We start from the raw sequence: 25,555 nt of genomic DNA, 5'->3' as shown, positions 1-25,555 counted from the left end.
AATGTACATAAAGGCGCGAAGTATCGCGCCTCTACGGTAAACACAACATGAAAAAGAAAGTAGTACTGGCTTACAGCGGCGGATTAGATACCTCATTTTGCTGCATTTATTTAACGCGCGATCTGGGTTACGAGGTTCACTCGGTAATTGTTAACACAGGCGGTTTTAGCGATGATGAACTTAAAGGTGTAGAAGAACGCGCTTACCAGATGGGTGTTACATCGCACCACGTGGTTGACGAAACCGAGAACTTTTATAACACCTGTGTACGTTTCCTGATCTACGGTAACGTGTTAAAAAATAATACCTACCCCCTTTCGGTAAGTGCCGAGCGTGTTAGCCAGGCTACGGCCATTGCTAATTACGCCAAAGAAATTGGTGCCGAATCTGTAGCCCACGGCAGCACCGGCGCCGGTAACGACCAGGTACGTTTTGATATGATCTTTAACATCTTGGTACCCGAAGTGCAGATCATCACCCCCATCCGCGATTTAAAACTTAGCCGCGAAGCAGAGATCGAATACCTGAAGAAACACGGCGTTGAAATGAACTTTGAAAAAGCAAAGTATTCTATCAATAAAGGCATCTGGGGCACATCTGTTGGTGGTAAAGAAACCCTTACCTCTAACTTAGGCCTGCCAGAAGAAGCCTGGCCAACACAGGTTACCGAATCAGCCCCTAAAAATTTAGAACTGGTATTTAAACAAGGCGAACTGATTGGGATAGATGATAAAAAATACGATCACCCTACCAAAGCCATACAGGCATTGCAGGCTATTGCACAGCCTTATGGCATTGGCCGCGATATCCATGTGGGCGATACCATCATCGGTATTAAAGGCCGCGTAGGCTTTGAGGCTGCCGCACCAATGGTGATCATTAAAGCACACCATACCTTAGAAAAACATGTGTTAACCAAATGGCAGCTTTCCTGGAAAGACCAGTTATCTTCGTTTTACGGTAACTGGCTGCACGAGGGGCAGTTCCATGACCCAATTATGCGGAACATAGAGGCTTTTCTTGCCGATACACAAAAGAATGTTAGCGGTAAGGTGTTTGTAGAGCTGCATCCATACCGTTTCCAGGTGGTAGGCATCGAATCTGACCATGACCTGATGAGCAACAAATTTGGCAGCTACGGCGAGATGAACAATTCATGGAGCGGCGAAGATGTTAAAGGTTTCAGCAAAATATTCGGTAACCAGGTAATGATATATCATAAAGTAAATACCCCCCAGCCCCCTGAAGGGGGAGCTGAATAAGCTAAAAAAATTAGAAAATGGAAAATTTGAATAACCTTCCTGGTACTTCTACTCCCCCTTTAGGGGGCGGGGGGGCTATTGTTTTTTCGCGGGGTGAATGCCTGAGCCAGTACCGTTGGGGCGATGATTGCCACGGCTGGAACTTTGTTGACACGGATGAACTTTCTGTAAAGCAGGAACTGATGCCGCCGGATACCGCCGAGCAGCTTCACTATCACGAAAAAGCAACTCAAATGTTTTTTATTTTAAAAGGCCGTGCCGTAATGACCATTGATGGTATAGAAAGTATGCTAAAGCCGGAACAGGGCATCCTGGTGTTACCGGGGCAAAAGCACTTCATCAGCAATAAAGATACGGCCGACCTTGAATTTATTTTGTATTCTTACCCATCTACAAAAAATGACAGAATCAACCTCTAAAATAAAAGCAGGTATTGTTGGCGGCGCCGGTTATACCGGTGGCGAAATGCTGCGGATACTCATCAATCACCCCAATGCAGAGATCGTATTTGTGCACAGCAACAGCAACGCCGGCAACCATGTTTACGATGTGCATCACGATCTTTTTGGCGATACCAACCTTACCTTCGCTGCGGAATTGGCTTTTAATATCGATGTGTTATTTTTATGCGTAGGCCACGGCGATGCCAAAAAGTTTTTAGAGGCTAACCAAATACCCGATCATATTAAGGTAATTGACCTGAGCCAGGATTTTAGATTAAGCCAGAATGCAGCATTTAAAAATAAAAAATTCACATATGGCCTGCCGGAGTTAAACCGCGAGGCTATTAAAACTGCTGAAAATATTGCCAACCCCGGCTGCTTTGCTACCTGCCTGCAGTTGGGTTTATTACCGCTGGCAGCAAAAGGCCTGTTAAAAAACGAGGTGCATATTACAGCAACTACAGGTTCTACAGGCGCAGGGCAAAGCCTTTCGCCTACCTCGCACTTTACTTGGCGTAACGACAACCTATCGGTTTATAAAGTATTTAACCACCAACACCTGGGCGAGATTGGCCAGTCACTTAACCAGGCTGCAAGTGCTTTTACGCCCCCTTCAGGAGGCTGGGGGGCTATAAATTTTGTACCGTATCGTGGTGGCTTTACACGCGGTATCATTGCTTCTATTTATACCGAATGCGACCTGAGCGAAGCGGAAGCCTTAAAAACATACCAGGCCTATTATGCCGGGCATCCATTTACGCATGTAACTAATAAAGATATTGACCTGAAACAAATTGTGAATACCAACAAATGTTTTATACAGGTTAAAAAACATGATAATAAGATATTCATTATCAGCATTATGGATAATTTACTTAAAGGCGCATCCGGCCAGGCCGTACAGAACATGAACATCATGTTCGGCTTGGACGAACGCGCAGGTTTACGACTTAAGGCAACCGGTTTTTAAAGTTGAAGTTTAAAAGTTGAAAGTGTAAAGTAAGAAATGCAAGATTATAAGGAACTAATAGTTTGGCAAAAATCACATGCATTTGTGGTTGGTATTTACGGTACATTATCTTCTTTCCCAAAAGACGAAGCTTTTAATCTGGTAAGCCAATTAAAACGTGCCTCAACTTCAATACCAACAAACATCGCTGAGGGTACTGGCAGATTTACATCAAAAGATTTTGCAAGTTATTTACAAATTGCTTTAGGCTCTTCTCATGAAGTTGAGTATTTAATTTTACTGTCTAAAGATCTGGGTTTTATTAATCTCGAACTTTATAATATTCATTCACAACATATCAATGAGATTAAAGCAATGTTAATTTCATTGATTAAAAAAGTAAGAAATTAGGAATGAAGCTATTCGTAACTTTTTACTTTTCACTTTAAACTTTTTACTTCAATGAATTTATTCGACGTATATCCTATCAACCCCATCAATATAGTTAAAGGCGAAGGCAGCCTTGTTTATGACGACAAAGGCACCGAATACCTTGATCTTTACGGCGGGCATGCGGTTATTTCCATAGGGCATACCAACCCGCATTACGTAAAACGTTTAGAAGATCAGCTGCACCAGATAGGTTTTTACTCAAACTCTATCCAGATCCCCTTACAAACGGAGTTAGCAGCCAAGTTGGGCCATGTTTCGGGCAAGGAAGATTACCAGCTATTCCTGTGTAACTCCGGTGCCGAGGCTAACGAGAACGCTTTAAAGCTGGCGTCTTTTTATAACGGTAAAAAAAAGGTTATCACGTTCAAAAAAGCCTTTCACGGGCGTACTTCACTGGCTGTTGCCGTAACGGATAACCCCAAAATTGTTGCCCCCGTTAACCAAACGGATAACGTGATATTTTTGCCCTGGGATGATGAAGCTGCTTTAACAGAGGCCTTTAAAAATAACGAGATCTCTTCGGTGATTATTGAGGGCATCCAGGGGGTTGGCGGCATACAGGTTGCCCCGGTAAACTTCCTGCAAAAGATCCGTACGCTTTGTGATGAATATAATGCCGTTTTTATAGCAGATTCGGTACAGTGCGGCTATGGGCGTACAGGTAAATTCTTCTCGCATGATTTTGCGGGGATCGATGCCGATATCTATTCTATGGCCAAAGGCATGGGTAATGGCTTCCCTGTTGGCGGTATCATCATATCCCCAAAAATAGCCCCTGCTTATGGTATGCTGGGTACCACCTTTGGCGGCAACCATTTAGCCTGTGCAGCAGGTTTGGCTGTACTGGAAGTAATTGAGCGCGATAACCTGATGCAAAACGCTGCAGAAGTTGGTGGCTACCTGATAGAAGAACTAAAGAAATTTGATAAAGTAAAGGAAATACGCGGCCGCGGCCTGATGATCGGTATCGAACTGCCCGAAGAATTAAGCAACGTTAAAAAGGACCTGCTATTTAAGCATAACATCTTTACCGGCGAAGCTAAACCAAACGTAGTAAGGCTGTTACCGGCACTTAACTTAACAAAAGCTTATGCCAACAGGTTTTTAGAGGCATTCGCTACAACTTTAAAAAATTCTTAATAACAAGGCGGCCTCACCTCATCCCGCTTCTTTGGGCGAGGGATAAGGTGAGGCTTATAATAAGGCTAAAAATGAAACTATTTTCTTCGGTAAATGATGTTAAAGATGTGCCGGCGCTGGTTGCCGAAGCATTGCAATTAAAACAAAACCCATACGCGCATCAGCATCTGGGTAAAAATAAAACCCTAAGCCTTGTTTTTTTAAACCCGAGCCTGCGCACCCGCATGAGCACCCAAAAGGCTGCCATGAATTTGGGTATGAATGTAATTGTACTTAATATTGATAAGGAGGGCTGGGCGCTTGAACTGCGCGATAACGTGATCATGAACGGTACTACGGTAGAGCATATCCGCGAAGCAGCAGGCGTGATGGGCGAATACTCTGATATCATCGGCGTACGCTCGTTCCCGGGATTAAAGGACCGGGAAGAGGATTACAGCGAAACCATTTTTAACAAATTTGTTGAATTTTGTAAAGTACCGGTGGTTAGCCTGGAATCGGCCACCCGCCACCCGCTGCAAAGCCTGGCAGACCTGGTAACTATCGAAGAATTAAAAACGAAAGCACGCCCCAAGGTAGTATTAACCTGGGCGCCCCATATAAAGGCCCTGCCGCAGGCTGTGCCCAATTCTTTTGCCGAATGGATGTGTAGGGCCGATGTTGATTTTACCATTACCCACCCGGCCGGATACGAGCTTTGTACAGATTTTACTAAAGGCGCCGCTATTACGCACAACCAGGGCGAAGCATTAAAAGATGCTGATTTTGTATATGTAAAAAACTGGTCGGCTTATGAGCCTTACGGCGCGGTAACAGGCGGTAATGAGGACTGGATGCTGACCAATGCCAAAATGGATACCCTGGCACCTGCAGCCAAAGTGATGCACTGCCTACCCGTGCGCCGCGACCTGGAACTATCATCAGAGATACTGGACGGGCCAAGATCAGTAGTGATACATGAGGCCGGCAACCGTGTTTGGGCGGCACAAGCGGTGTTGAAGCAAATGCTGGAAACATTGTAATTCCTTCCGGTTAGCCATGTTATTTGCCGGCATTAAGCATTTTTGTTAGATTGATATGTATATACCCAAGCACTTTCAAGTAACTGATGAACAGGAAGCTATAGCCTTTATGCAGAAGTATAGCTTTGCTACTATAGTTACGATGATGAATGGTGTGCCGGAAGCTACCCACCTGCCCTTTTTGATAGAGCAGCGGAATGGGCAATTAGTGCTGACCTCGCATTTTGCCAGGGCAAACCCGCAGGCCTCAGCAGCTTTTAAGGAAACATCATTGGTAATATTTACCGAACCGCACGCCTACATATCCCCTGCCAATTACCAAAAAGAGCAAAATGTACCCACCTGGAATTATGTTGCTATCCACGCTTATGGTAAAGCCACCCTCATAGATGCTAAGGACGATGTAGCCCAATTGTTAGAAAAAATGATCGGTTTTTACGAAGCCGGCTATCGTAAACAATGGGATGGCCTGGCCGGGGATTACAAGTTGAAAATGATGAACGGCATCACTGCATTTGAAATAGTAGTAACCGATCTGCAAGCCAAAAGTAAACTGAGCCAGAACCGTACTGAAACCGAACGGCAAAATATCATGGCATCATTAAACGCTTCAACAGATAGTAACAACCGGCAAATAGCTGCCTGCATGGCTGCATTAAACAAGGGCTAATTTTTATTAAAAGATAGATTGATAAGCTTGTTAAGCGTTAGCCCTTGTACGATGATAGAAAATATCACGATAAAATAACTCCCCGACAAAATTAAATGCCGGTAGGGTGATGCAGGTAAGGCCAGTGCCAGCGCTATGGATATACCGCCCCTTAAACCGGCCCAGGTTAAAATGTTAATACTGCTGTAATTTACATGTAATGATCGCCGCAGGAATGTAAGCGGCAGCATAATGCTCATCCAGCGCGCGCCAAGAATGATAATTATGGCAATACCGCCCGTTATCCAGTAATTGCTGATGAATGGCACGTTTACCATCTGTAAGCCTATCATTACAAACAATACGGCATTCAGGATCTCATCTATCAGCAGCCAGAATTTTTCAAGCGCCTCGTGCGATCGTTCTTTCCGGTCGGCATTGATGGATCTGCCGCCGACAAATAATCCGGCGGTAACCACAGCCAGCGGGATAGAAAGATGAAAATAAGCCGCTAATACAGAATCGAGCATCACCAGGGCCAGGGATACCAGCACAATGGTTTGAAAATCATTAATAGATTTCATCAGCCGGAATGCCAGCCAGCCGGTAACTGCACCCAGTATTACCCCGCCAAAAACCTCCTGCACAAATAAAAATACGGCCTTGCCTATATCCAGGTTATTTACGCCCGATTGGGCAACTTCTAATATCAGCAAAAAAAGCACTAAGCCTACCCCATCATTAAACAAAGATTCGCCCGAGATGATGGTTTCCAGGTTTGCGGGTAATTTTGAGCCTTTAATAATGGCAGCAACAGCAACCGGGTCTGTAGGCGAAACCAGCGCACCAAACAGCAGGCAATAAATAAACGGCACTTTAATAGCTATTAAACCGGTTATCCAGTAAAATAACGCACCAAAAACCGTTGTTGAGATAATTACGCCCAGTGTACTCAGTATCAGCACAGGCCGCATCTCTTTTCTAAGTTTGCGGGTATCCAGGTTAAAGGCTGTGGCAAATAATAAAAACCCCAGCATAATATTAAGCACCGTGGTAGAAAAATTAATGTTTTTAGCCAATGCGGTAAGGTGTTTGGCAATATTAGGGTTAAGGCTATCGATAATAAGCGTTAACACCGAGCCCAGTATAGCAAGCGTAACAATACCTATTGTACCCGGCAATTTCAAGAACCGGGCGTTTATATAAGAATAAATGGCGCTTACGATAATCAGCAGCGCTATAATGAGGAATAAATCCATGCAATGGGGTTTCTGTGAGATAACTTACCGGGCAACAGGGTCCAGTTCCATCGTATCTGTTTTAAAATAATGTATGATCAGCCTGTTATCGCTGTTACGGGTAAGGTAATTAACCGCCCAGTTAAAAAATACAATAGCCTTGTTACTAAACCCGGCTAACGACATCAGGTGCACAAACATCCACAACAACCATGCAAAAAACCCCTGGAAACGCAGTTTATGCAAATCGGCAACGGCTTTGTTACGCCCTATAGTGGCCATGGTGCCTAAATCGGTATAGGTAAAAGGGGTGGTTGGCTGCCCCTTAATTAAATTGCTGATATTTTTTGCCAGATGCTTGCCCTGCTGTAAGGCCACCTGCGCCACGCCGGGGAAACCGGCGGGGTTTTGCCCGGTTACCACTGCGGCCACATCGCCAATGGCAAAAACATTATCAAAGCCCTTTACCCGGTTTATCTCATCGGTTTGTAACCTGCCGCCTTTCACCACCGCTTCTTCGGGCATACCAGTGGGCACCTCGCCCCTTACGCCTGCCGCCCAAAACACATTGCGGGTGTTTATGGTTGTGCCGTCATCTATCTTCAGCAAAAAGCCGTTATAACTTTCTACGTGCACACTGTTGTAAATAGTGATATCCATATCGGTTAAAAACTTTTTGGCCTTTAAGGATGCCTGCGGCGACATTGCGGCCAGCAGCTCGGCCTTCCCCTCTACCAGGTACACCTTCATATCGGCGTTGCACAGGCCGGGATAATCTTTACACAAAATAAATTCGCGCAGCTCGGATATGGCGCCTGCCAGCTCTACCCCCGTTGGCCCGCCGCCCACAATTACAAACGTAAGCAAGGCATCCCGCTCTGTTTTATCGGTTGTTACCAGGGCTTTCTCCAGGTTTTGCAGTATCAGGCTTCTAACGTTTAATGCTTCGGCCACGTTTTTCATGGGCATGGTGTTCCGTTCCAGTTCCTTATTGCCAAAGTAATTGGTGTTTGCGCCGGTGGCAATCACCAGGTAATCGTAAGCGTAGCTGCCAACATTGGTTTCAACGGTATTATTAGCCGTATCTATTTTTTGCACTTCGGCCAGGTGGAAGGTAAAATTCTTTTGCCTGCTAAAGATGCGCCGGATAGGGAAACCGATCGAATCGCCCTCGATAGCGCCCGTAGCCACCTGGTAAAGCAACGGCTGAAAGGTGTGATAATTATGCTTATCCAGCAGCAGCACTTCTACGGGTGCATTTTTTAATTTTTTAGCAAGTTGTACGCCGCCAAAGCCGCCGCCGATAATAATTACCCGTGGTATCGCATTCTTTTGTTTATCCATAGCTGATAACCGGCTGCAAACGAGTTGACAACCGCTGATTTTATACCTAACAGGATAAAGCCTATATCGTTTTAAAACAGAAGCTTTTTAAATACAGTAAGGCCTGAGTATGTGAACGCACTACACAAGTTTAGATTTAATTAATCAGCACCATCCTCCCAAAAAATAACTATAATTGCCATCGAACTTATATAGCATCCCTTATGCAAGCCCTGCACATTATTAAAATTGGCGGTAACGTAATTGATAACTCCGAAAACCTGCATCGTTTTCTGAAGGATTTTACCGCGCTGGAAGGTTATAAGATATTGGTGCATGGCGGCGGCAAAGTTGCTACACAGGTGTCAGAAACAATGGGCATAACAGCCAAACTGGTTGATGGCCGCCGCATAACCGATATTGATACCCTGCGTATTGTAACCATGGTGTATGCCGGGCTGATCAACAAAAATATTGTGGCGCAGCTGCAGCGTTACGGCAACAATGCCATTGGCCTTACCGGTGCCGACGGTGATTTCATCCGTGCTAAAAAACGCCCGGTAAAAACCATCGATTACGGTTTTGCCGGCGATCTGTTCGATGGCTCTATCAACCCCGAAAACATTAGCAAATTACTGGATGGCGGCTTTACCCCTGTTTTTTGCGCCTTAACACACGATGGCGAAGGGCAAATGCTGAACACCAACGCAGATACCATCGCCTCGGCATTGGCCGTAGCGCTCTCCGGGCTTTACGAAACCACGCTGGTATATTGTTTCGAGAAAAAGGGTGTGTTGCAGGACATTAACGATGAAGAATCGCTGATACGGGAGATAAACCCCGAACGCTACGAAAAATTAAAAACAGAGCAGATCATCCACAGCGGCATGCTGCCTAAAATGGATAATGCCTTTACGGCCATATCCTGCGGGGTTAAGGCGGTTATCATCGGTCATTCAGATGACCTGGGCCGGTTAAAAAACAAAAGCGGTTTTGGCACCCGTTTAAGCAAATAAAAATGAAAACACAACAACATATAGCCATATTAGGCAGCGGCAACATTGGCCTGGCATTAGCCAAAGGCCTGGTTAAGGCGGGTATTTTTACCCCGCAGCAAATTACGCTTACCCGCCGTAATACAGCAGCACTTTCTGCCCTGGCAGATGAAGGCTACCATGTAACGGCCAACAATGCCGAAGCGGTTGCCCAGGCAGATATTGTGGTGCTGGCCATTCTGCCGCAGCAGCTTAACAAGTTGCTTGACGAGATAAAACCGGCAGCCAATCAAACCAAACACCTGCTGATATCGGTAGTATCGGGCGTAAGCTGCCAGGATATCCGCACACAGCTGGGGCAGGATGTGCAGGTGATCCGCGCTATGCCCAACACCGCCATTGCTATTGGCCACAGCATGACCTGTATTGCAACCGATAACGCTTCGGCCGCAAACGTAAGCCTGGTGTTATCCCTGTTCGACACCGTGGGTGTCAGCATCCAGATCAACGAGGAACTGATGACATCGGCCACCGCGCTTTGTGCCTGTGGTATCGCTTTCTTCCTGCGTTCTATCCGCGCGGCATCCCAGGGCGGTACAGAAATTGGTTTCCACGCCCATGATGCCCTTAAAATGGCCGCGCAAACAGCCAAAGGCGCCGCCGACCTGCTGCTGCAGTTAGCATCCCACCCCGAGCAGGAGATCGATAAAGTTACATCGCCCAAAGGCTGCACCATTGCCGGCCTTAACGAGATGGAACACAACGGCTTTAGCTCGGCAATGATCAAGGGGATCAAAACATCGGCAGAAAAAGCAGGTGCACTTTATAAAAGCGAGTAAATGCAGTAAAGCCCTCCTTTTGCCCAATAATATTCTGTCAGGCCAAAATATTTTACAAAAAATAAAATTATCTATTGACAAATTGATTTTTACTTGTACATTTACGGCATAACAAACAAAATGAATACATCACGTGCATATTTTTATGGTTTCTACTTTTACTTTAGCAGTAAGAGCCGGGACTGATATGTACTAACAAAACATACAAAACTTAAAAAAGTCCCGGCCCAAAAAGGCGGGACTTTTTTGCTTTAATAACAACATGAAAACCGAGAAACCAAGAGTTGCCATACAAGGAATCCGTGCCTCCTTCCATGAAGAGGCCGCATTCAAATACTTTGGCGAAAAAATTGAGACCATAGAGTGCAACTCTTTTAAGCAAACATTTGAGGCCCTGCAAAACGGCGAAGCTGATTACGTGGTGATGGCCATCGAAAACAGTATTGCCGGCAGCATATTGCCCAACTATTCGCTGATGATGAGCTATAGCTTCCCGGTTGTGGGCGAGGTTTACGTACCTATACAGCTGCACCTGATGGCTTTGCCGGGCGTACGGTTTGAGGATATTAAATATGTAAACTCCCACCCTATTGCCATTCGCCAGTGCATCGATTTTTTTGACGAGTATCCGCACCTTAAAATTGTAGAAAGCAATGATACCGCCGCCTGTGCCAAACGCATCCGCGATGAACAGCTTACAGATACCGTAGCCATTGCCAATACGCTGGCCGCCCAACTTTACGGGCTGGATGTATTGGAGCGCCGCATCGAATCGAACAAAAAGAACTTTACCCGCTTTTTGATCATGACCACGCATGAGAATGCCAAAAAGAAGGGTACGCCAAACAAAGCATCGCTATGTTTCCAGGTGAGTAACCAGGTAGGGGCGCTGGCTAAGGTGCTTAACATTTTTGCGCAGGAAAATGTGAACATGAGCAAAATTCAAAGCATGCCGGTTTTAGGCAAGCGTAACGAATATAATTTTTATGTAGATATAGAGTGGACCGAAAGCAGGCAATATGATAACGCCATTCGCCACATCTTAAAATACACCCAAAACTTTAACATACTGGGCGAGTATCAGCGCTACGAAGAGGATACCACACCCAAACCCCTCAAAGCCGAAAAAACTAAACGATATATTAACGTAAAGAAATTAAACGAGCAGGCCGATGAGTGAGGGAGCGTATAGCAGTGATTCGGATGACCGAAAGTCGGAAATTCCTGAAGAAAGAAATCAAAATATAACAATTAAATAACAACAATAAAAAAACACTTCCGGACTTTCGGACATACCGACTTGCGGACTAACAAACAAGAACATGAAACATAACTTAAACATACAGCCCCTTAATTCCTGGATCAATAAATCAGGTAAAGAACCTTTAGTTATTGCCGGCCCCTGCAGCGCCGAGACAGAAGACCAGTTGGTAGCAACCGCCCATTTATTAGCCAAAACCGGTAAAATAAGCGCCCTGCGTGCCGGGATCTGGAAACCACGTACCCGCCCCGGAGAGTTTGAAGGTATTGGCAGCATTGGTTTGGAGTGGTTAAAACGCGCCAAAGAAGAAACCGGCTTGCCTACAGCTGTAGAGGTTGCTACTGCTAAACACGTAGAAGAAGCTTTAAAAGCAGGTGTAGATATCCTTTGGGTTGGTGCACGCAGTACGGTTAACCCTTTTACCGTGCAGGAAATTGCTGATGCGCTGAAGGGTGTAGATGTACCCGTTATGGTTAAAAACCCGGTTAACCCCGATCTTTCTTTATGGGTTGGTGCTTTAGAGCGTATCAACAATGCAGGTATCACCAAACTGGCGGCGATACATCGTGGTTTCTCGTCATATGAAAAATCGGCTTTCCGTAACGAACCAATGTGGGATATCGCCATCGCATTAAAAACACTGGTACCTAACCTGCCTATCATTAACGACCCAAGCCACATTACCGGTAACCGCGATCTGATTGGTTACATCTCTCAAAAAGCGTTAGACCTGGATATGCAAGGCCTGATGATCGAATCGCACATTGACCCTACCGTTGCCTGGACAGATGCTGCACAACAGGTTACCCCTGCTGCACTTTCTGAGATCATAGATCACCTGGCATTACGTAAACCGGAAGTTAAAGGCGCCGAATTGAACGACAAATTAACTGAACTGCGTAACCAGATAGACAAAATTGACGACCTGATCATCCAAAAAATGGCAGAGCGTATGAAGATAGTAGAGAAAATAGGTAACCACAAAAAAGAGAATAACGTTACCATTTTACAGGTAAACCGTTGGGACGAGATACTACACAAACGTACCAGCTATGCTAAAGCCTTAAAATTAAGCGGCGAGTTTACCGAGAAATTACTGGAGCTAATGCACAGCGAATCTATCCGTAAACAAACCGAGATCATGAATGCAGGCCAGGAAAATGCACCTGCAGAGAAATTAACACACGCGTAAAATATGGTTATTAGTGATTGGTTGATTTGAGATTAGTTTAAAAATCTAATTTTCTTTAGGGTAGTGTTTTTACTACCCTATTTTATCACTAAAAAACGGTGCAATCATAAAATAATCGGTGTAATTATGGCAAAACATAACATCATATTGACCAAACCCGGCAAAATGGCTAATGGTACGGTACAGCTCACCGGTTCAAAAAGTGAGTGCAACCGCGCATTGGTTATCGAGGCGCTAAGTGGCGGCAAGGTTAAAGTTGAAAATATATCCGACGCGGCAGATACGGTTACCCTTGCGGGGATATTAAGAACAGAGGTTAGAGAGCAAGAATTAGAGATGAGTTCTCAGGGTAATTCCCTAATCTCTGACCTTCAATCTCCAATCTCCGAAATCAATATCGGCCCTGCAGGTACGGCTATGCGTTTTTTAACGGCGTACTATGCCATTGGCGATCAGGAAGTGATACTAACCGGCAGCGAACGGATGAAGCAAAGGCCAATAGGGATATTGGTTGACGCCTTGCGCAGTTTGGGTGCCCACATCAGTTACGAAGAAAATGAGGGTTACCCCCCTATTAAACTTAAAGGCAATTTTGAGCAGCAAACCCGCAAGATCAGTATCAAAGGAGATATCAGCAGTCAGTATATCACTGCCCTGTTACTAATCGCCGCGCGGCTGCCATTAGGTTTGGAATTACATATCGAAGGTGATCTTACCTCACGACCGTATGTAGAGATGACCCTGGCTATGCTTAAGCAGGCAGGCATCCAGCATAGCTGGCAAGATAATATTATTACGATAGAAAAGCAGGATTTTGCAGAAACGTCCCTTTGGGTAGAGCCGGACTGGAGCGCAGCCTCCTACTGGTATTCTATTGCTGCCTTAAGCGATGAGGCGGAGATTTTCCTGCCGGGATTAACATCTTACAGCCTGCAGGGTGATAGCGTAATTACCGAGCTGATGGCCAATTTTGGTATCACCTCGCAATTTAAGAATGGCGGTGTGTATTTAACCAAAGAACCAAAGCCGATCTTCCGTAAGATCTTCGACCTGAAGGAATGCCCCGATCTGGCACAAACCGTTATTGTAGTATGCGCAGCCTTGGGCCACGAGGCAAGCTTTACCGGCCTGGAAACTTTAAAAATTAAAGAAACCGACCGGATACTGGCCCTGCAAACCGAACTGGCAAAAATGGGCGTTAAACTAATAGAGAAAGGACAGGTTTATAAACTGGACTGCAGCGAAAAACAGATCCCGCAGCGTATGTTTGTAAACACTTACGACGATCACCGGATGGCAATGGCCTTTGCACCATTAGCTATCCTCATACCCGAACTGGAAATTGAAGATGCCGACGTAGTGGAAAAATCATACCCGGCATTTTGGACAGATCTGATGAAGGTGGGGTTTAGCATAGCTTAAGCCCCCCAACCCCCTGAAGGGGGAGCAAGATTTTATCAACTTAAGTATTAAATCATAAATAAAATATTCCCCCTTTAGGGGGTTAGGGGGCGACATGGCAGGTAATTCATTCGGTCAATTATTCAGGATAACAACATTTGGCGAATCGCATGGCGAAGCCATAGGCGTAATTATTGACGGCTGCCCCGCCGGGCTGGACGTAGATCTGGACTACATTCAGGGCGAGCTGGACAAGCGCAAGCCGGGCCAGTCCAAGATCACCACACAACGTAAAGAAAGCGATGTGGTGAAGATCCTGTCGGGTACGTTTGAGGGTAAAACCACGGGCACGCCTATCGCCATGATCATCCCTAACGAAGATCAGCGGTCTAAAGATTACGGCCACAATGTAGATGTGTTCCGCCCCTCGCATGCCGATTACACGTATGCCACCAAGTATGGCATCCGCGATCATCGTGGCGGCGGCCGCTCATCCGCGCGCGAAACTGCCGCACGGGTAGCTGCGGGCGCATTAGCCAAACTTTTATTAAAAACGCAGGGCATAGAGGTACTGGCACATGTTAGCAGCGTAGGCACCATCAATGCGCCTAATATCTCTATAGAAAGTGCAGCAGAGTTTTTAGAAACCCGCGAGCAAAACATCGTACGTTGTGCAGACCCCGCCACTGCAGAAGAAATGATCGAATTCATCGACAGCATCCGTAAACAGGGCGATACCGTTGGCGGCAAGGTGAGCTGCCACATCACCGGTGCCCCCGTCGGCCTGGGCGACCCGGTTTTTGATAAACTGCATGCCGATTTGGGCAAGGCTATGTTAAGCATCAACGCCGTACATGGTTTTGAATTTGGATCGGGCTTTAGCGGCAGCGAAATGCGCGGATCTGAGCATAACGATATTTTTATGAAAAATGCCGATGGCAGCGTAACTACCCGCACCAATTTTTCGGGCGGGATACAGGGCGGCATTAGTAATGGTATGCCTATAGATTTCAAAGTGGCCTTTAAGCCGGTTGCCACCATTATGCACAACCAGCAAACTATTGATGGCGAAGGCAACGCCGCAGAAATTACCGGCAAAGGCCGCCACGACCCTTGTGTGGTTCCCCGTGCGGTACCTATCGTAGAAGCCATGGCAGCGTTAGTATTAGCAGACCATTGGTTGAGGAATAAGGTTTCGAAACTGTAGATATAAAACTGGTCTAAGTTTTCCTAAAACTGGTCTAAGTTTTCAACTTAGACCTAAAACACAGCAAGCTTTCAGCTTGCGAAATAAACCAGCTTATACAGTTAAGCTGAAAGCTTAACTCATTTTAGGTCTAAGCTGAAAGCTTAGACCAGTGTTAATTTAAACCGATGGGCAGGAAATATAAATTTCACGAGCACGATAAAATCTATTTTGTAAGTTTTGCCACCGTAAACTGGATAGATGTTTTTGTGCGTAGAATATACTGTGATATTATAGTTGATAGCCTGAAATATTGTATTGAGAATAAAGGCTTAGAAGTATATGCATGATGTATTATGTCCAGCCATATACATTTGATTATCAGCACAGAAAATGGTAATCTTTCGGATATTATGCGCGATTTGAAAAGGCATACAGCTAAAGCCATTTTAAAAGAAATGGAAGAAAACATACAGGAAAGCCGGCGCGACTGGATGCTGTGGATGTTTAAACGTGCGGGGCAACGAAACATAAATAATGAAGTGTATCAATTCTGGCAGCAAAACAATCATCCTGTTCAACTTTCCACTAACCAAATGATGAAACAGCGGTTAAATTATTTGCATCATAATCCTGTCGAATCCGGATCCGTTGAATACCCTCCTGAATATTTATACAGCAGCGCTAAAGACTACTATTCAGAACAAAAAGGATTGGTGCCGGTGATATTGTTAAGCTGAAAGCTTAACCCATTTTGGGTATAAGTTGGAAACTTAGACCAGTGTTGGCTTGAATGAGCGGTTTAATTAAAATTTACATATTTTCTTAATCTGCATATTTGCACATCTAAAATCTGCACATCTACAATGTCTCTTATCCAACTATATAAAAAAGCTTACAGCGGCTTATCTCCAAACAGCTGGTACCTCAGTGTGGTAATGTTCATCAACCGCAGCGGCACTATGGTAGTGCCGTTTATGAGCATCTACTGCATCAATCAGTTGGGTTTTAGTGTGGTGCAGGCCGGTTATATTATGGCCCTGTTTGGTGTTGGGGCAATCTTTGGCGCTTTTATAGGCGGCAAACTTACCGATAAGATTGGCTTTTACGATCTGCAGGTTTTCACCCTCTTAAGCGGCGGCATTCTTTTTATCATCCTGGGTTATCAGCGCACATTCCTGTCGCTGGCTATCGGCACATTTGTACTCAGCTTTTGCAGCGAGGCATTCCGCCCGGCAAACTCCACGGCTATTGCGCATTACAGTTCGCCCGAAAATAAAACCCGTTCCTACTCGCTCAACCGGCTGGCGGTTAACCTGGGCTGGGCTTTCGGCGGCGGCCTGGGCGGTTACCTGGCATCTATTAACTACAGTTTATTGTTTTGGGTGGATGGCTGCACCAACATACTGGCCGCGCTGATGCTGTTAAAACTGATGCCGCGCGCCGCCATTAAAAAATCGGAAGTAAAGCCTGTGGCAACCGGGCCGGTGGCATCCGCCTATCAGGACAAAACTTATCTGTGGTTCATTTTTCTGTCTACTATATTTGGCTTATGCTTTTTTCAGTTCTTTATCATGGAGCCGGTGTTTTACAAGATCGGCTGGCACCTTGATGAGCGTGTAATAGGTGCGCTGCTGGCGCTTAACGGCATCCTCATCGTGTTGATAGAAATGGTGCTCATCAACTACCTGGAAGGCAAAAGGCATGCCCTTACCTATATTGTTTGGGGCGTACTCATCACCGGCTTTGCCTTTGCACTGCTGAATGTTTTACCGCCGGGCATTGCAACGGCCACATTGGTGGTAATACTGGTAACCTTTGGCGAGATCATGAGCATGCCTTTTATGAACAGCTTTTGGATTGCCCGCACCAATAACTATAACCGCGGCGAATACGCGGCGCTGTACACCATGTCGTGGTCGGCCGCGCAGGTATTTGCGCCGGCATTGGGCAGCCAGGTAATTAACTATGGCGGCTTTAATTCGTTGTGGTGGCTGCTGGGCATCTTATCGGCCTTAACGGCGGCGGGTTATTATCTGCTTTATCAAAACAACAAAACGGCTGTTGAAACTGTTCCTGCTGAAGAGATGGTGGCCCTGCCCCAACAAATACCATAAATTGCACCCATGAAACGTGTTTTATTTTTAGACCTCGATAACACCATTTACCCGGTAAGTTCAATAGCTAATGAAGTATTTGATAACCTGTTTAAACTGATAGACCAGCACCTGGGCGAAACCGACAGGCAGGCAGCCGAAAAGGCTAAAAACGAACTTACGCGCCGCCCATACCAGCAGGTGGCCGATGAGTTTGGCTTTAGCGGGGAACTAAAGGAACAAGGTATGCAGCTGCTGCGCAATTGTGTTTACGATAAGCCGATGCAAACTTATGAAACCTATGATGCCCTTCGCCAGATCCCTATCGACAAGTTTTTGGTGACCACCGGTTTTACCAAACTGCAGATGAGCAAAGTAAAAATGCTGAATATTGCCGGTGACTTTAAACAAGTTTATGTGGTAGACCCCGAGCAATCCAACAAAACCAAAAAAGATATTTTTCAAAAGATCATGCAGGAGAATGGTTACCGGGAAGAAGATATATTGGTTATTGGTGATGACCCAAAATCAGAGATCAAGGCAGCGATTGATTTAGGGATCGATACTTTTCTGTTCGATCCGGAAGGCAAATACACCAACGAAAACGTAACCCATCACGCCAAAAACTACCAGGACGTAGCGCAAATTGTAAATAAGTGATCCGGGTATCATCGCAGGGCGTTTTAAGGACGTTTGAAAGACGAAAAAAGGCGTTTTAAGGCCTGTCAATTCCTCACCTTTTCAGCACCGCTACCGTAACCATCAGTTGCCCCAGATGCCGCATGGTATGCTCGGCACTATGGGTGTAAAGCCCCATAATTGTTGATGGTAATTGCCCGCGGCCCACCCCTCTAAAATCGGTTAGGGTTGTTTCATCCGTTTTGCTTAACTGCATTAGGGCATCATCAACCTGTTTGTTAAATACATCTACCAACTGCATTACAGTGTATGTTTTAGTGGTCGGTTTACCTTCAGCATGCAGGTAATTCAACTGTTCTGCGGTCAATGCCTCGCCGCGCGCATAAGTAAATAACCTGTTGAGCACACCCGCCAAATGCTGCAAATGAAAACCCGGGGAAGCCATTCCGGCCACATCACCCCATAATAACTCATCCGGGAAGCCGGTCATTAGATCGTTCAATTCTTCGCGGGCCTGTAACAAAGCATGCGCAACAGGCTGTAACAGAGCAGGAATGCCCGTAAGGGGGCCACGCAGCCAAACTTCCGGAAGCTTATGATTTGCCATGTTTCAAATATAATTGATTGTGCTGTTCATCGCTTTAATATTTAGCAAAGCAGTAAATAAATGGTTAAACAGCTTTATGGTATAAGTATTGCATATATGCAAATATAATTTTAGATACATACCGATATGATATTATCAGCTACTCTTAAAAAAACGGCCTTGCCGGTATTAATTGCCTTGTTTTGTGTGCTTACCCTCACCTTTCAAAGCTGCAAGAAAAAAAGCCGGTCTGACTTGGGTGCCGAACTTTTCAAAAAAACACAAAATAAGATCTTTAAAGATGCCACACCCGAAGGTTTGGCCGAGGTATTTAAACAGGTACTGGAAACAAACAAGGCTAAAATGGATAACCCTAAGCTCATAACCGCTTTTTATGAAAAAAACGATTACGACCCGGTTTTTGTAATGGATCATATCTTTAACGGCGATGTGGATATTACTGCCAGTTACTTTGAAAAAGCCGGCCAGCATGGCCTTGATCCACGCATGTTTAAAGCAGATCAGATTAAACAGCTGGTTACCAAATTCAAGGATAAAAAAGGCATCAAAACTATTGATGAAGCCTACCATGATATTGCAGAACTGGAAATACTAATGGCTAATTCGCTTATTAACTATTCAGGCGCATTACAATTTGGGATGGTTAGTCCGCGTAAAATTTATTCGCGTTATTTCACGGCCACCAAACGCCCCGACAGTACATCGATGATGCAGGCATTAAACGCTGGCAACCTTAAAACATATCTGGATAGCATCCAGCCCAAAGATCCGCAATACCTGATGCTGCAAAAGGCATTATTGGCCGGCGGCACAGCACAGGGCATGACCAAAGAGGAAACCCAACGTTACCTGGTAGTAAATATGGAACGCTTGAGATGGAAAAACAAACCTACTCAAAATGAATACGTTATAGTTAACATTCCTGATTATCGTTTGGATGTGATGGAAAATGGTAAATCTATTCTTGATATGAAGGTGGTAGTTGGAGAAGGCCGCAATATGGATAACACTACTACCTTGGCCGATTATGATGAAAGTGATAAAATAGACCGCCCTTTTAGCCGCGAAACACCACAACTGAATAGCATGATCCACAGCGTACAGGTAAACCCGGTTTGGAATATCCCGCAAAGCATTGCCAGTAAAGAGATAATGGTTGAGGCCGCCAAAGACCCCTACTATCTGTCTAACAAAGGTATAGATGTTTACCGCAATGGTAAAAAGGTAGAGGATACAGAAACAATAGATTGGGCAAGCGCTCCTAAAGATAAGTATGAATTTAAACAGCGCCCAAGCGATGATAATTCATTAGGTAAAATAAAATTTTTGTTTAATAACAACAGTAGTGTTTACCTGCATGATACACCGGCAAAAAGCGGTTTTAGTAAAACAATGCGTGCTTTAAGCCACGGCTGCGTACGATTGGGAGATCCGCAGGCATTGGCTAAAGTAGTTTTTGGCGATGGCCCTACTTACGAAAAGATAGCTAAAGCGATGAACGAAGATAATCCCGAACCAACTACTATCGGTTTGCCTAAAAAGATGCCGGTTTACATTACTTATGTTACTTGCTGGGTAGATAGCAACAACACCATACAATACCGCCCGGATGTGTACGGCTTAGATAATGTATTGTATGGCCACCTGCAAAAGTTTTTGGCTAATACAGACCAGATAGCTGCTTTATAGTTATTAGTGTGTAGAGAGCATGGTTAGTTTTTTATTCATCCTGATCAAAACATTAAACACAAAGCCCGTCGACAATATGTTGACGGGCTTTGTTATAACGGGCTTGTATAAATTATTTACAAACTTGCCATGGCAGCAATACCGGTGGTATCAGGTACTATGGAATTAGCCGGCAACGTTTCATCTAACAATTTTGATGTGTAATTACTATCATTACCATTAATATAAAGCATAGAGCCCCCTTTAATGGTATTTATAACCCTGTCAGACACCTCGGGAGATACCGCTGGGCAACCAAAGCTACGGCCTAAACGGCCTGTTTGATTAATGGTGTTCTGGCATACATAATTGGCCGCATGTATAACAATACCGCGCGCACGCGCAGCGCTGTTAATACCTGCATCCAAACCATCCAGCTTTAACGAGCGGCCATGTTTGCCCATATACACTTCGCTTGCCAGGTAAAAACCCAGGCTGCTTTGATGCGACTCGTTATTATTTGAAAAACGGCTGGCCATATCATCGCCACTACCCTGCCCGTGGGCAACCCATGTATTTAATAACAATGTTTTATTAAATAGGTCGATGATCCACATACGTTTTTCACGGCTTGATCTGGTAAAATCAACTACGGTAATTACATTACTGTTAGGGGCTAACTTATTGGCCAGTTTAAGGTTTAAATAACCGGTAACAGCTTTCTGAAACACAGCCGCATCCATACCTGTTTGCTGCAGATTTGCTGCTGTATAAATATTTGAAACATATTGCGCAAAAAATTCTTTTGCACCAAATGTTTTAGCAATGTTTTTATTTGTTTTAATAGCGCTTGTCGGCTTCCAACTGATAACCGAAATGGAGAATAACAATAAAGCGCCAATGATCCACCAAAAGTGTTTCCTCATAAATATTGGGTTTAATCGTTTAGTTTAATTTGGTACAAAACACCTAATGATATAGTATTAGTTGATATTGTTAAAACAAATATACGATTAAACTCTCAAATTATTGTCACTCCAATCTAATTATATATTTTTAATTAATATAATTTCCGAAAGGTTAACACAATCTATCCATAAGAATTCATTTCAAAAAAATCCTCTCTAAAAATAGAGAGGATAAATCTTTTTACTAAGGCCGATATGTTTTTACTTGTTCCAGATAATTTTTTCCTCTATCGGTGTTTTTCTTTTGCCTTCCGGTTGGGTATCGGTATAACCCATAAATAAAACGCCTAATACGCTATCTTCTGCTCCTAAACCAAAATGCTCTGCATAAGCAGGCTTTAATACCATGCCGCCTGTGCTCCAAAAAGCGCCGATGTTTAATGCAGTGGCGCCTAATAATAAGTTTTGTACAGCGCATGATGCTGCTATTACCTCTTCAAACTGCGGGATCTTTGGTAAATCCCCACGTTTTTGGTAAGCTATAATTACATGTGATGCACTGTTAGCCTGATTTTGAAAATTAGTGTAAACAGTTGGGTTAAAGCTTTCGCCCGGGTTAGCTGCTTTATATAATTCGGCATGTTGTTCACAGTACACTTTAGGGTCTTCAAATACAATGAAACGCCACGGCTCGGTATTACCATGGTTAGGTGCCCAGTCGGCCAGTTCCAATATAGAAGCGATGTGGCCATTAGGGATCTTATTACCATTCATGGTTGAAGGCTTGATGGTACGGCGGGCCTTAATGTTATTTGCAATTGCTGAAAATGTAGTATCCATAGTAAGAAATATTGAACGGCGAAATTAGGGAAATAAGTTAAAACCAAGCGGCTTTGTTTATAATTTATAGCAGGCTTGATAAAGCTATGCTATATCAAGCTGAATTGATTTATTGATCAGGCTTTACAGCTTTACCAATCAAATCCACATCTACCAACTCTAATGATTTAACCATGTTTTGCACAGTGGCTTTGTATTTTTTAAAATGAGGTGTGATAATATGGGCCTGGTAAGCGGCAGTATCAGCATATATCTCCAGTATGGTAATCCGCGAAGGATCTTTTTTATCGGCAACCGCATAGTAAGTAAGCACGCCCGGCTCTATACGCACAGCAGTTGTCATTTGTTCTTTAAGGGCGGTATTATACGCTTCCAGTTGAGCAGGGTCTACCTGTATTTTTGCCAGCCTTACCATTTGATTTTTTTGTGCTGAGGCATTGTTAAACGCAAATAACACTAATGCCATCACAACGATACTTAAAAGCAATTTTTTCATTAATATAGATTATGCTTTAATGGCTCCGGTTCCCCAATTCCCTTAAATGGATTTTCATAAATAGCATTCAAAAAGAATTTGGATCTTTTTTTGAATAATTTTATCAACCGATTTTTTCCAATACTTCAGATCCTCAGCAGCACGCGGACTAAAAATTATTTTCATAGATCTTCAACAGAAATTTTTACGCCCTGGCCATGCTTTATATCTTCACGTCCCTGGAGGATTTTCTCCACAAAATCTATATTATACGGACTTTTTTCTGATATAAAATCAATTTTCATCGCTTTTATAAAAGCTTTAAGAGCAGTTAATTACTCTTCAGTTTTAGGCTGTATAATCAATGTTTCCATAATACAAAAATAAGTATAATCAATTCCACACTTAAAATATTGCAGGATATTTACCCGGATTAGCCTCGTTCATCATTTTGTAAATAGCTTCCACCACATCATCATTTGATGGTTTGCTGAAGTAGTCGCCGTCCGAACCGTATGGCGGCCGGTGTTCGGCGCCGCAAAGTGTTTTAGGTTGCGCATCCAGTGCATAATATCCATTTTGCTGTTCGATGATCTTTTGCAGGATAAATGCAGAACCACCACCCGGCAGATCTTCATCTACCACCAGCAACTTGTTGGTTTTTTGTAAGGATTTACCACAAACGTTTTCGGTATCAAACGGATACAACGTTTGCGGGTCTATCACCTCTACGTTAATGCCCATTTTCTCCAGCTCTTCCGCGGCTTCCATTACAATACGCAGGGTTGAACCGTAAGAAACAACCGTAATATCCGACCCTTCTTTCAAGATTTCGGCCTTGCCTAAAGGCACGGTAAATTCGCCCACATTAGCAGGCAATTTTTCTTTTAAGCGATACCCGTTAAGGCATTCGATAACCAGTGCAGGCTCATCGCCGCGCAGTAGGGTATTATACATACCTGCAGCCTGGGTCATATCGCGCGGTACGCAGATATGCATACCACGTAAAGCATTTAAAATAAAGCCAAGCGGCGAGCCGGAATGCCAGATCCCCTCTAAGCGATGCCCGCGGGTACGCACAATAAGTGGTGCACTTTGGCCACCGCGGGTACGGTAGCTTAAGCTGGCCAGGTCGTCACTTAAAACGGTAATGGAGTATAACAGGTAATCCAGGTACTGGATCTCGGCAATAGGCCTTAAGCCACGCATGGCCAAACCCATTCCCTGCCCTATAATAGTGGCTTCGCGGATGCCGGTATCGGTGATCCGCAGATCGGTATATTTGCCTTGTAAGCCGGCAAACCCCTGGTTTACGTCGCCTATGGCACCTACATCTTCACCAAAGGCCACAATAGATTTATCACGCTCAAAATTCTTGTCAAAACAGGCGTTCAATACCTCACGGCCATCCATCAATTTTGCATCATTGGTGTACTCGGCTGCAATAACCGGTACATATAAAGGTGACTTAGGCGTATCTGTAAACAACTTTGAATTAAAGCGTTCAGTATTTTTATCTTTTTCGGCAGCTAACCAGTTCAGCAAGCTTTGCCTCGCCTCGCTTTTCTCTTTAACGGTTAAGCGTAAAGCCTTACGTACGCAGGCAATGGTATCGCGGCGGCCCGGGTCTACACAGGTTTGCAGGGAAGTAACCATCGCGGCCAGTTCATCCCGCTGGGCAGATGACTGAGCGATCTTATCGATCAGATCCACAGCCTGTGCCATTTCGGCCTTTATCTCAATTTCTAATTCGGCCCATGCCTCGCGCTGGCAGGTACGTACATATTTCTTAGCTTCAGCCTCCAGTTCGTCCATATCTGCGGCAGATATAATGGCCGATTCTACCATCCAACTGCGCATCTTTAAAAGGCAGTCGTGCTCTTCTTCCCAGCTTAACCTGTCTTTTGATTTATAACGCTCGTGGCTGCCGGATGTGGAGTGACCCTGAGGCTGTGTCATTTCAATCACGTGGATCAAAACAGGCACATGTTCTTCGCGGCAAATTTTTATTGCCCGTTCATAGGTTTCGCAAAGGGCTACATAATCCCATCCGCGAACCTTGAATATTTCATATCCGTTCCCTTTGCTATCCCGCTGAAATCCTTTTAAAACTTCCGAAATATCCTCTTTGGTGGTTTGCAGCCTTGCCGGTACAGATATGGCGTAGGCATCATCCCAGATGGAAATTGCCATAGGCACCTGTAAAACCCCCGCGGCATTAAAGGCTTCAAAAAACAGCCCTTCGGATGTTGAGCCGTTGCCAATGGTACCAAAGGCAACCTCGTTTCCATTAACCGAGAATTGCTTTAAATATTCAAGCTCCTTATTCTGGCGATATAATTTAGAAGCATAAGCTAAACCAAGTAAACGCGGCATATGCCCGCCCGTGGTGGAAATATCGGCAGCGCAGTTCATGGTTTCGGCCTGGTTGGTCCAGTTACCATCAGCATCAACAAAGCGGGTTGCATAATGGCAATTCATTTGCCTGCCGGCAGATGCGGGGTCTTTTTCGATATCGGGGTTGGCATATAGCTGTGCAAAAAACTCTTTAAGATTGCTCATACCGGTAGCAAACATAAAAGTTTGGTCGCGGTAATAACCTGCACGCCAGTCGCCTTTACGAAAAGCGCGGGCCATGGCCAGTTGGGCAACTTCTTTACCGTCGCCAAAAATACCAAACTTGGCTTTACCTGTCAGCACTTCGCGCCGGCCAATAATACTGGCCTGGCGGCTTTGAAAGCCAACACGGTAATCATCGATCACAATTTTTTTAAAATCGTCAAAACTGAGTTCGGCAGCATTTTCGATGCCAGTGTGTATTACAGTTTCGGGCATATAAAATTTTGTTTAGGCGGTAAAATTAGGAATTTCTATTTGGTTTTTATTATGGGTAGTTTTAAAACATATAGTTTTTACAATAGTTTTGAATTTAGGTTAAACCTTTTATATTTGTAATAATCAAACACGTA

At 44.5% G+C, this 25,555-nt stretch carries 24 protein-coding genes and 1 pseudogene; 17 read left to right on the top strand and 8 right to left on the bottom strand.

Features of this window, described 5'->3' with window-relative positions; genetic code table 11:
- Nucleotides 1–47: 47 nt before the first annotated feature.
- From argG to E2R65_RS13105, 7 genes are all read left to right on the top strand, one after another.
- On the top strand, nt 48–1,262 hold the full coding sequence (gene argG, locus E2R65_RS13135; protein WP_134336926.1) for an argininosuccinate synthase: 1,215 nt from the start codon (nt 48–50) through the stop codon (nt 1,260–1,262).
- A 17-nt stretch (nt 1,263–1,279) separates the two neighbouring features.
- Nucleotides 1,280–1,681: a cupin domain-containing protein gene (locus E2R65_RS13130; protein ID WP_134336925.1), complete on the top strand. Its 402-nt coding sequence runs from the start codon at nt 1,280–1,282 to the stop codon at nt 1,679–1,681.
- Nucleotides 1,662–2,675 carry an N-acetyl-gamma-glutamyl-phosphate reductase gene (gene argC / locus E2R65_RS13125; protein ID WP_134336924.1) on the top strand — a complete coding sequence of 338 codons (1,014 nt, stop codon included), beginning with the start codon at nt 1,662–1,664 and terminating at the stop codon, nt 2,673–2,675. Before E2R65_RS13130 ends, argC begins: the two co-directional genes overlap by 20 nt.
- A 36-nt stretch (nt 2,676–2,711) precedes the next feature.
- Entirely contained in the window at nt 2,712–3,065 is a 354-nt protein-coding gene (locus E2R65_RS13120) for a four helix bundle protein (protein ID WP_134336923.1), read from the top strand.
- A gap of 51 nt (nt 3,066–3,116) precedes the next feature.
- Nucleotides 3,117–4,247: an aspartate aminotransferase family protein gene (locus tag E2R65_RS13115; protein WP_134336922.1), complete on the top strand. Its 1,131-nt coding sequence runs from the start codon at nt 3,117–3,119 to the stop codon at nt 4,245–4,247.
- A gap of 71 nt (nt 4,248–4,318) precedes the next feature.
- Complete coding sequence (locus tag E2R65_RS13110; RefSeq protein WP_134336921.1) at nt 4,319–5,269, top strand: Rossmann-fold NAD(P)-binding domain-containing protein; 951 nt, start codon at nt 4,319–4,321, stop codon at nt 5,267–5,269.
- Nucleotides 5,270–5,324: 55 nt separating this feature from the next.
- On the top strand, nt 5,325–5,939 hold the full coding sequence (locus tag E2R65_RS13105) for an FMN-binding negative transcriptional regulator (protein ID WP_134336920.1): 615 nt from the start codon (nt 5,325–5,327) through the stop codon (nt 5,937–5,939).
- Here the strand turns inward: E2R65_RS13105 and E2R65_RS13100 are convergent.
- On the bottom strand, nt 5,936–7,177 hold the full coding sequence (locus E2R65_RS13100) for a cation:proton antiporter (RefSeq protein WP_134336919.1): 1,242 nt from the start codon (nt 7,175–7,177) through the stop codon (nt 5,936–5,938). The two genes, E2R65_RS13105 and E2R65_RS13100, sit on opposite strands and share 4 nt — an antisense overlap.
- Before the next feature lie 24 nt (nt 7,178–7,201).
- The gene (locus E2R65_RS13095; RefSeq protein WP_134336918.1) at nt 7,202–8,500 is read right to left on the bottom strand and encodes an NAD(P)/FAD-dependent oxidoreductase; all 1,299 of its coding nucleotides are present in this window, start codon (nt 8,498–8,500) and stop codon (nt 7,202–7,204) included.
- A gap of 203 nt (nt 8,501–8,703) precedes the next feature.
- Here E2R65_RS13095 and argB point away from each other — a divergent pair, with 203 nt between their 5' ends.
- The 9 genes from argB (at nt 8,704) to E2R65_RS13050 (ending at nt 18,109) form a co-directional block, all read left to right on the top strand.
- Nucleotides 8,704–9,495 (top strand): acetylglutamate kinase, encoded by a 792-nt coding sequence (gene argB / locus E2R65_RS13090; RefSeq protein ID WP_134336917.1) that lies wholly within the window; start codon nt 8,704–8,706, stop codon nt 9,493–9,495.
- Nucleotides 9,496–9,497: 2 nt separating this feature from the next.
- Nucleotides 9,498–10,313, top strand: a complete 816-nt coding sequence (gene proC / locus E2R65_RS13085; protein WP_134336916.1) for a pyrroline-5-carboxylate reductase — start codon at nt 9,498–9,500, stop codon at nt 10,311–10,313.
- A gap of 262 nt (nt 10,314–10,575) precedes the next feature.
- Nucleotides 10,576–11,493 (top strand): prephenate dehydratase, encoded by a 918-nt coding sequence (locus tag E2R65_RS13080; protein ID WP_134336915.1) that lies wholly within the window; start codon nt 10,576–10,578, stop codon nt 11,491–11,493.
- 142 nt (nt 11,494–11,635) lie between these two features.
- On the top strand, nt 11,636–12,766 hold the full coding sequence (locus E2R65_RS13075) for a chorismate mutase (protein WP_134336914.1): 1,131 nt from the start codon (nt 11,636–11,638) through the stop codon (nt 12,764–12,766).
- 126 nt (nt 12,767–12,892) lie between these two features.
- Nucleotides 12,893–14,188: a 3-phosphoshikimate 1-carboxyvinyltransferase gene (aroA, locus tag E2R65_RS13070; protein WP_134336913.1), complete on the top strand. Its 1,296-nt coding sequence runs from the start codon at nt 12,893–12,895 to the stop codon at nt 14,186–14,188.
- A 94-nt stretch (nt 14,189–14,282) separates the two neighbouring features.
- Complete coding sequence (gene aroC / locus E2R65_RS13065) at nt 14,283–15,374, top strand: chorismate synthase (RefSeq protein ID WP_134336912.1); 1,092 nt, start codon at nt 14,283–14,285, stop codon at nt 15,372–15,374.
- A gap of 335 nt (nt 15,375–15,709) precedes the next feature.
- Complete coding sequence (locus tag E2R65_RS13060; protein ID WP_229704613.1) at nt 15,710–16,093, top strand: hypothetical protein; 384 nt, start codon at nt 15,710–15,712, stop codon at nt 16,091–16,093.
- A 126-nt stretch (nt 16,094–16,219) separates the two neighbouring features.
- A complete protein-coding gene (locus E2R65_RS13055; RefSeq protein WP_134336911.1) occupies nt 16,220–17,470 on the top strand; it encodes an MFS transporter in 1,251 nt (416 codons plus the stop codon).
- 9 nt (nt 17,471–17,479) lie between these two features.
- Entirely contained in the window at nt 17,480–18,109 is a 630-nt protein-coding gene (locus tag E2R65_RS13050) for an HAD family hydrolase (RefSeq protein ID WP_134336910.1), read from the top strand.
- A 73-nt stretch (nt 18,110–18,182) separates the two neighbouring features.
- On the opposite strand, the gene E2R65_RS13045 is transcribed toward E2R65_RS13050, so the two are convergent.
- Nucleotides 18,183–18,695 carry a DinB family protein gene (locus E2R65_RS13045; protein WP_134336909.1) on the bottom strand — a complete coding sequence of 171 codons (513 nt, stop codon included), beginning with the start codon at nt 18,693–18,695 and terminating at the stop codon, nt 18,183–18,185.
- 126 nt (nt 18,696–18,821) lie between these two features.
- Here E2R65_RS13045 and E2R65_RS13040 point away from each other — a divergent pair, with 126 nt between their 5' ends.
- On the top strand, nt 18,822–20,384 hold the full coding sequence (locus tag E2R65_RS13040; protein ID WP_134336908.1) for a L,D-transpeptidase scaffold domain-containing protein: 1,563 nt from the start codon (nt 18,822–18,824) through the stop codon (nt 20,382–20,384).
- Nucleotides 20,385–20,500: 116 nt separating this feature from the next.
- Here the strand turns inward: E2R65_RS13040 and E2R65_RS13035 are convergent, their stop codons facing one another.
- The 5 genes and pseudogenes from E2R65_RS13035 to E2R65_RS13015 all read right to left on the bottom strand — a co-directional run bounded on the left by E2R65_RS13035 (nt 20,501) and on the right by E2R65_RS13015 (nt 25,421).
- Nucleotides 20,501–21,289 carry a murein L,D-transpeptidase catalytic domain family protein gene (locus E2R65_RS13035; RefSeq protein ID WP_134336907.1) on the bottom strand — a complete coding sequence of 263 codons (789 nt, stop codon included), beginning with the start codon at nt 21,287–21,289 and terminating at the stop codon, nt 20,501–20,503.
- A gap of 243 nt (nt 21,290–21,532) precedes the next feature.
- Entirely contained in the window at nt 21,533–22,111 is a 579-nt protein-coding gene (locus tag E2R65_RS13030; RefSeq protein WP_134336906.1) for a nitroreductase family protein, read from the bottom strand.
- 109 nt (nt 22,112–22,220) lie between these two features.
- Nucleotides 22,221–22,607 (bottom strand): putative quinol monooxygenase, encoded by a 387-nt coding sequence (locus E2R65_RS13025; RefSeq protein WP_134336905.1) that lies wholly within the window; start codon nt 22,605–22,607, stop codon nt 22,221–22,223.
- Between the two features lie 161 nt (nt 22,608–22,768).
- Nucleotides 22,769–22,909: pseudogene (locus E2R65_RS20015) on the bottom strand (DUF2683 family protein); the annotation flags it as partial.
- A gap of 82 nt (nt 22,910–22,991) precedes the next feature.
- Nucleotides 22,992–25,421 carry an alpha-ketoacid dehydrogenase subunit alpha/beta gene (locus E2R65_RS13015; protein WP_134336904.1) on the bottom strand — a complete coding sequence of 810 codons (2,430 nt, stop codon included), beginning with the start codon at nt 25,419–25,421 and terminating at the stop codon, nt 22,992–22,994.
- Between the last annotated feature and the right edge of the window lie 134 nt (nt 25,422–25,555).

This window comes from Mucilaginibacter phyllosphaerae (genome assembly GCF_004378255.1).
GTDB lineage: Bacteria > Bacteroidota > Bacteroidia > Sphingobacteriales > Sphingobacteriaceae > Mucilaginibacter > Mucilaginibacter phyllosphaerae.
The sequence above is the reverse complement of the archived record's forward strand: the minus strand, read 5'-3'. Positions and strand labels throughout refer to the sequence as shown.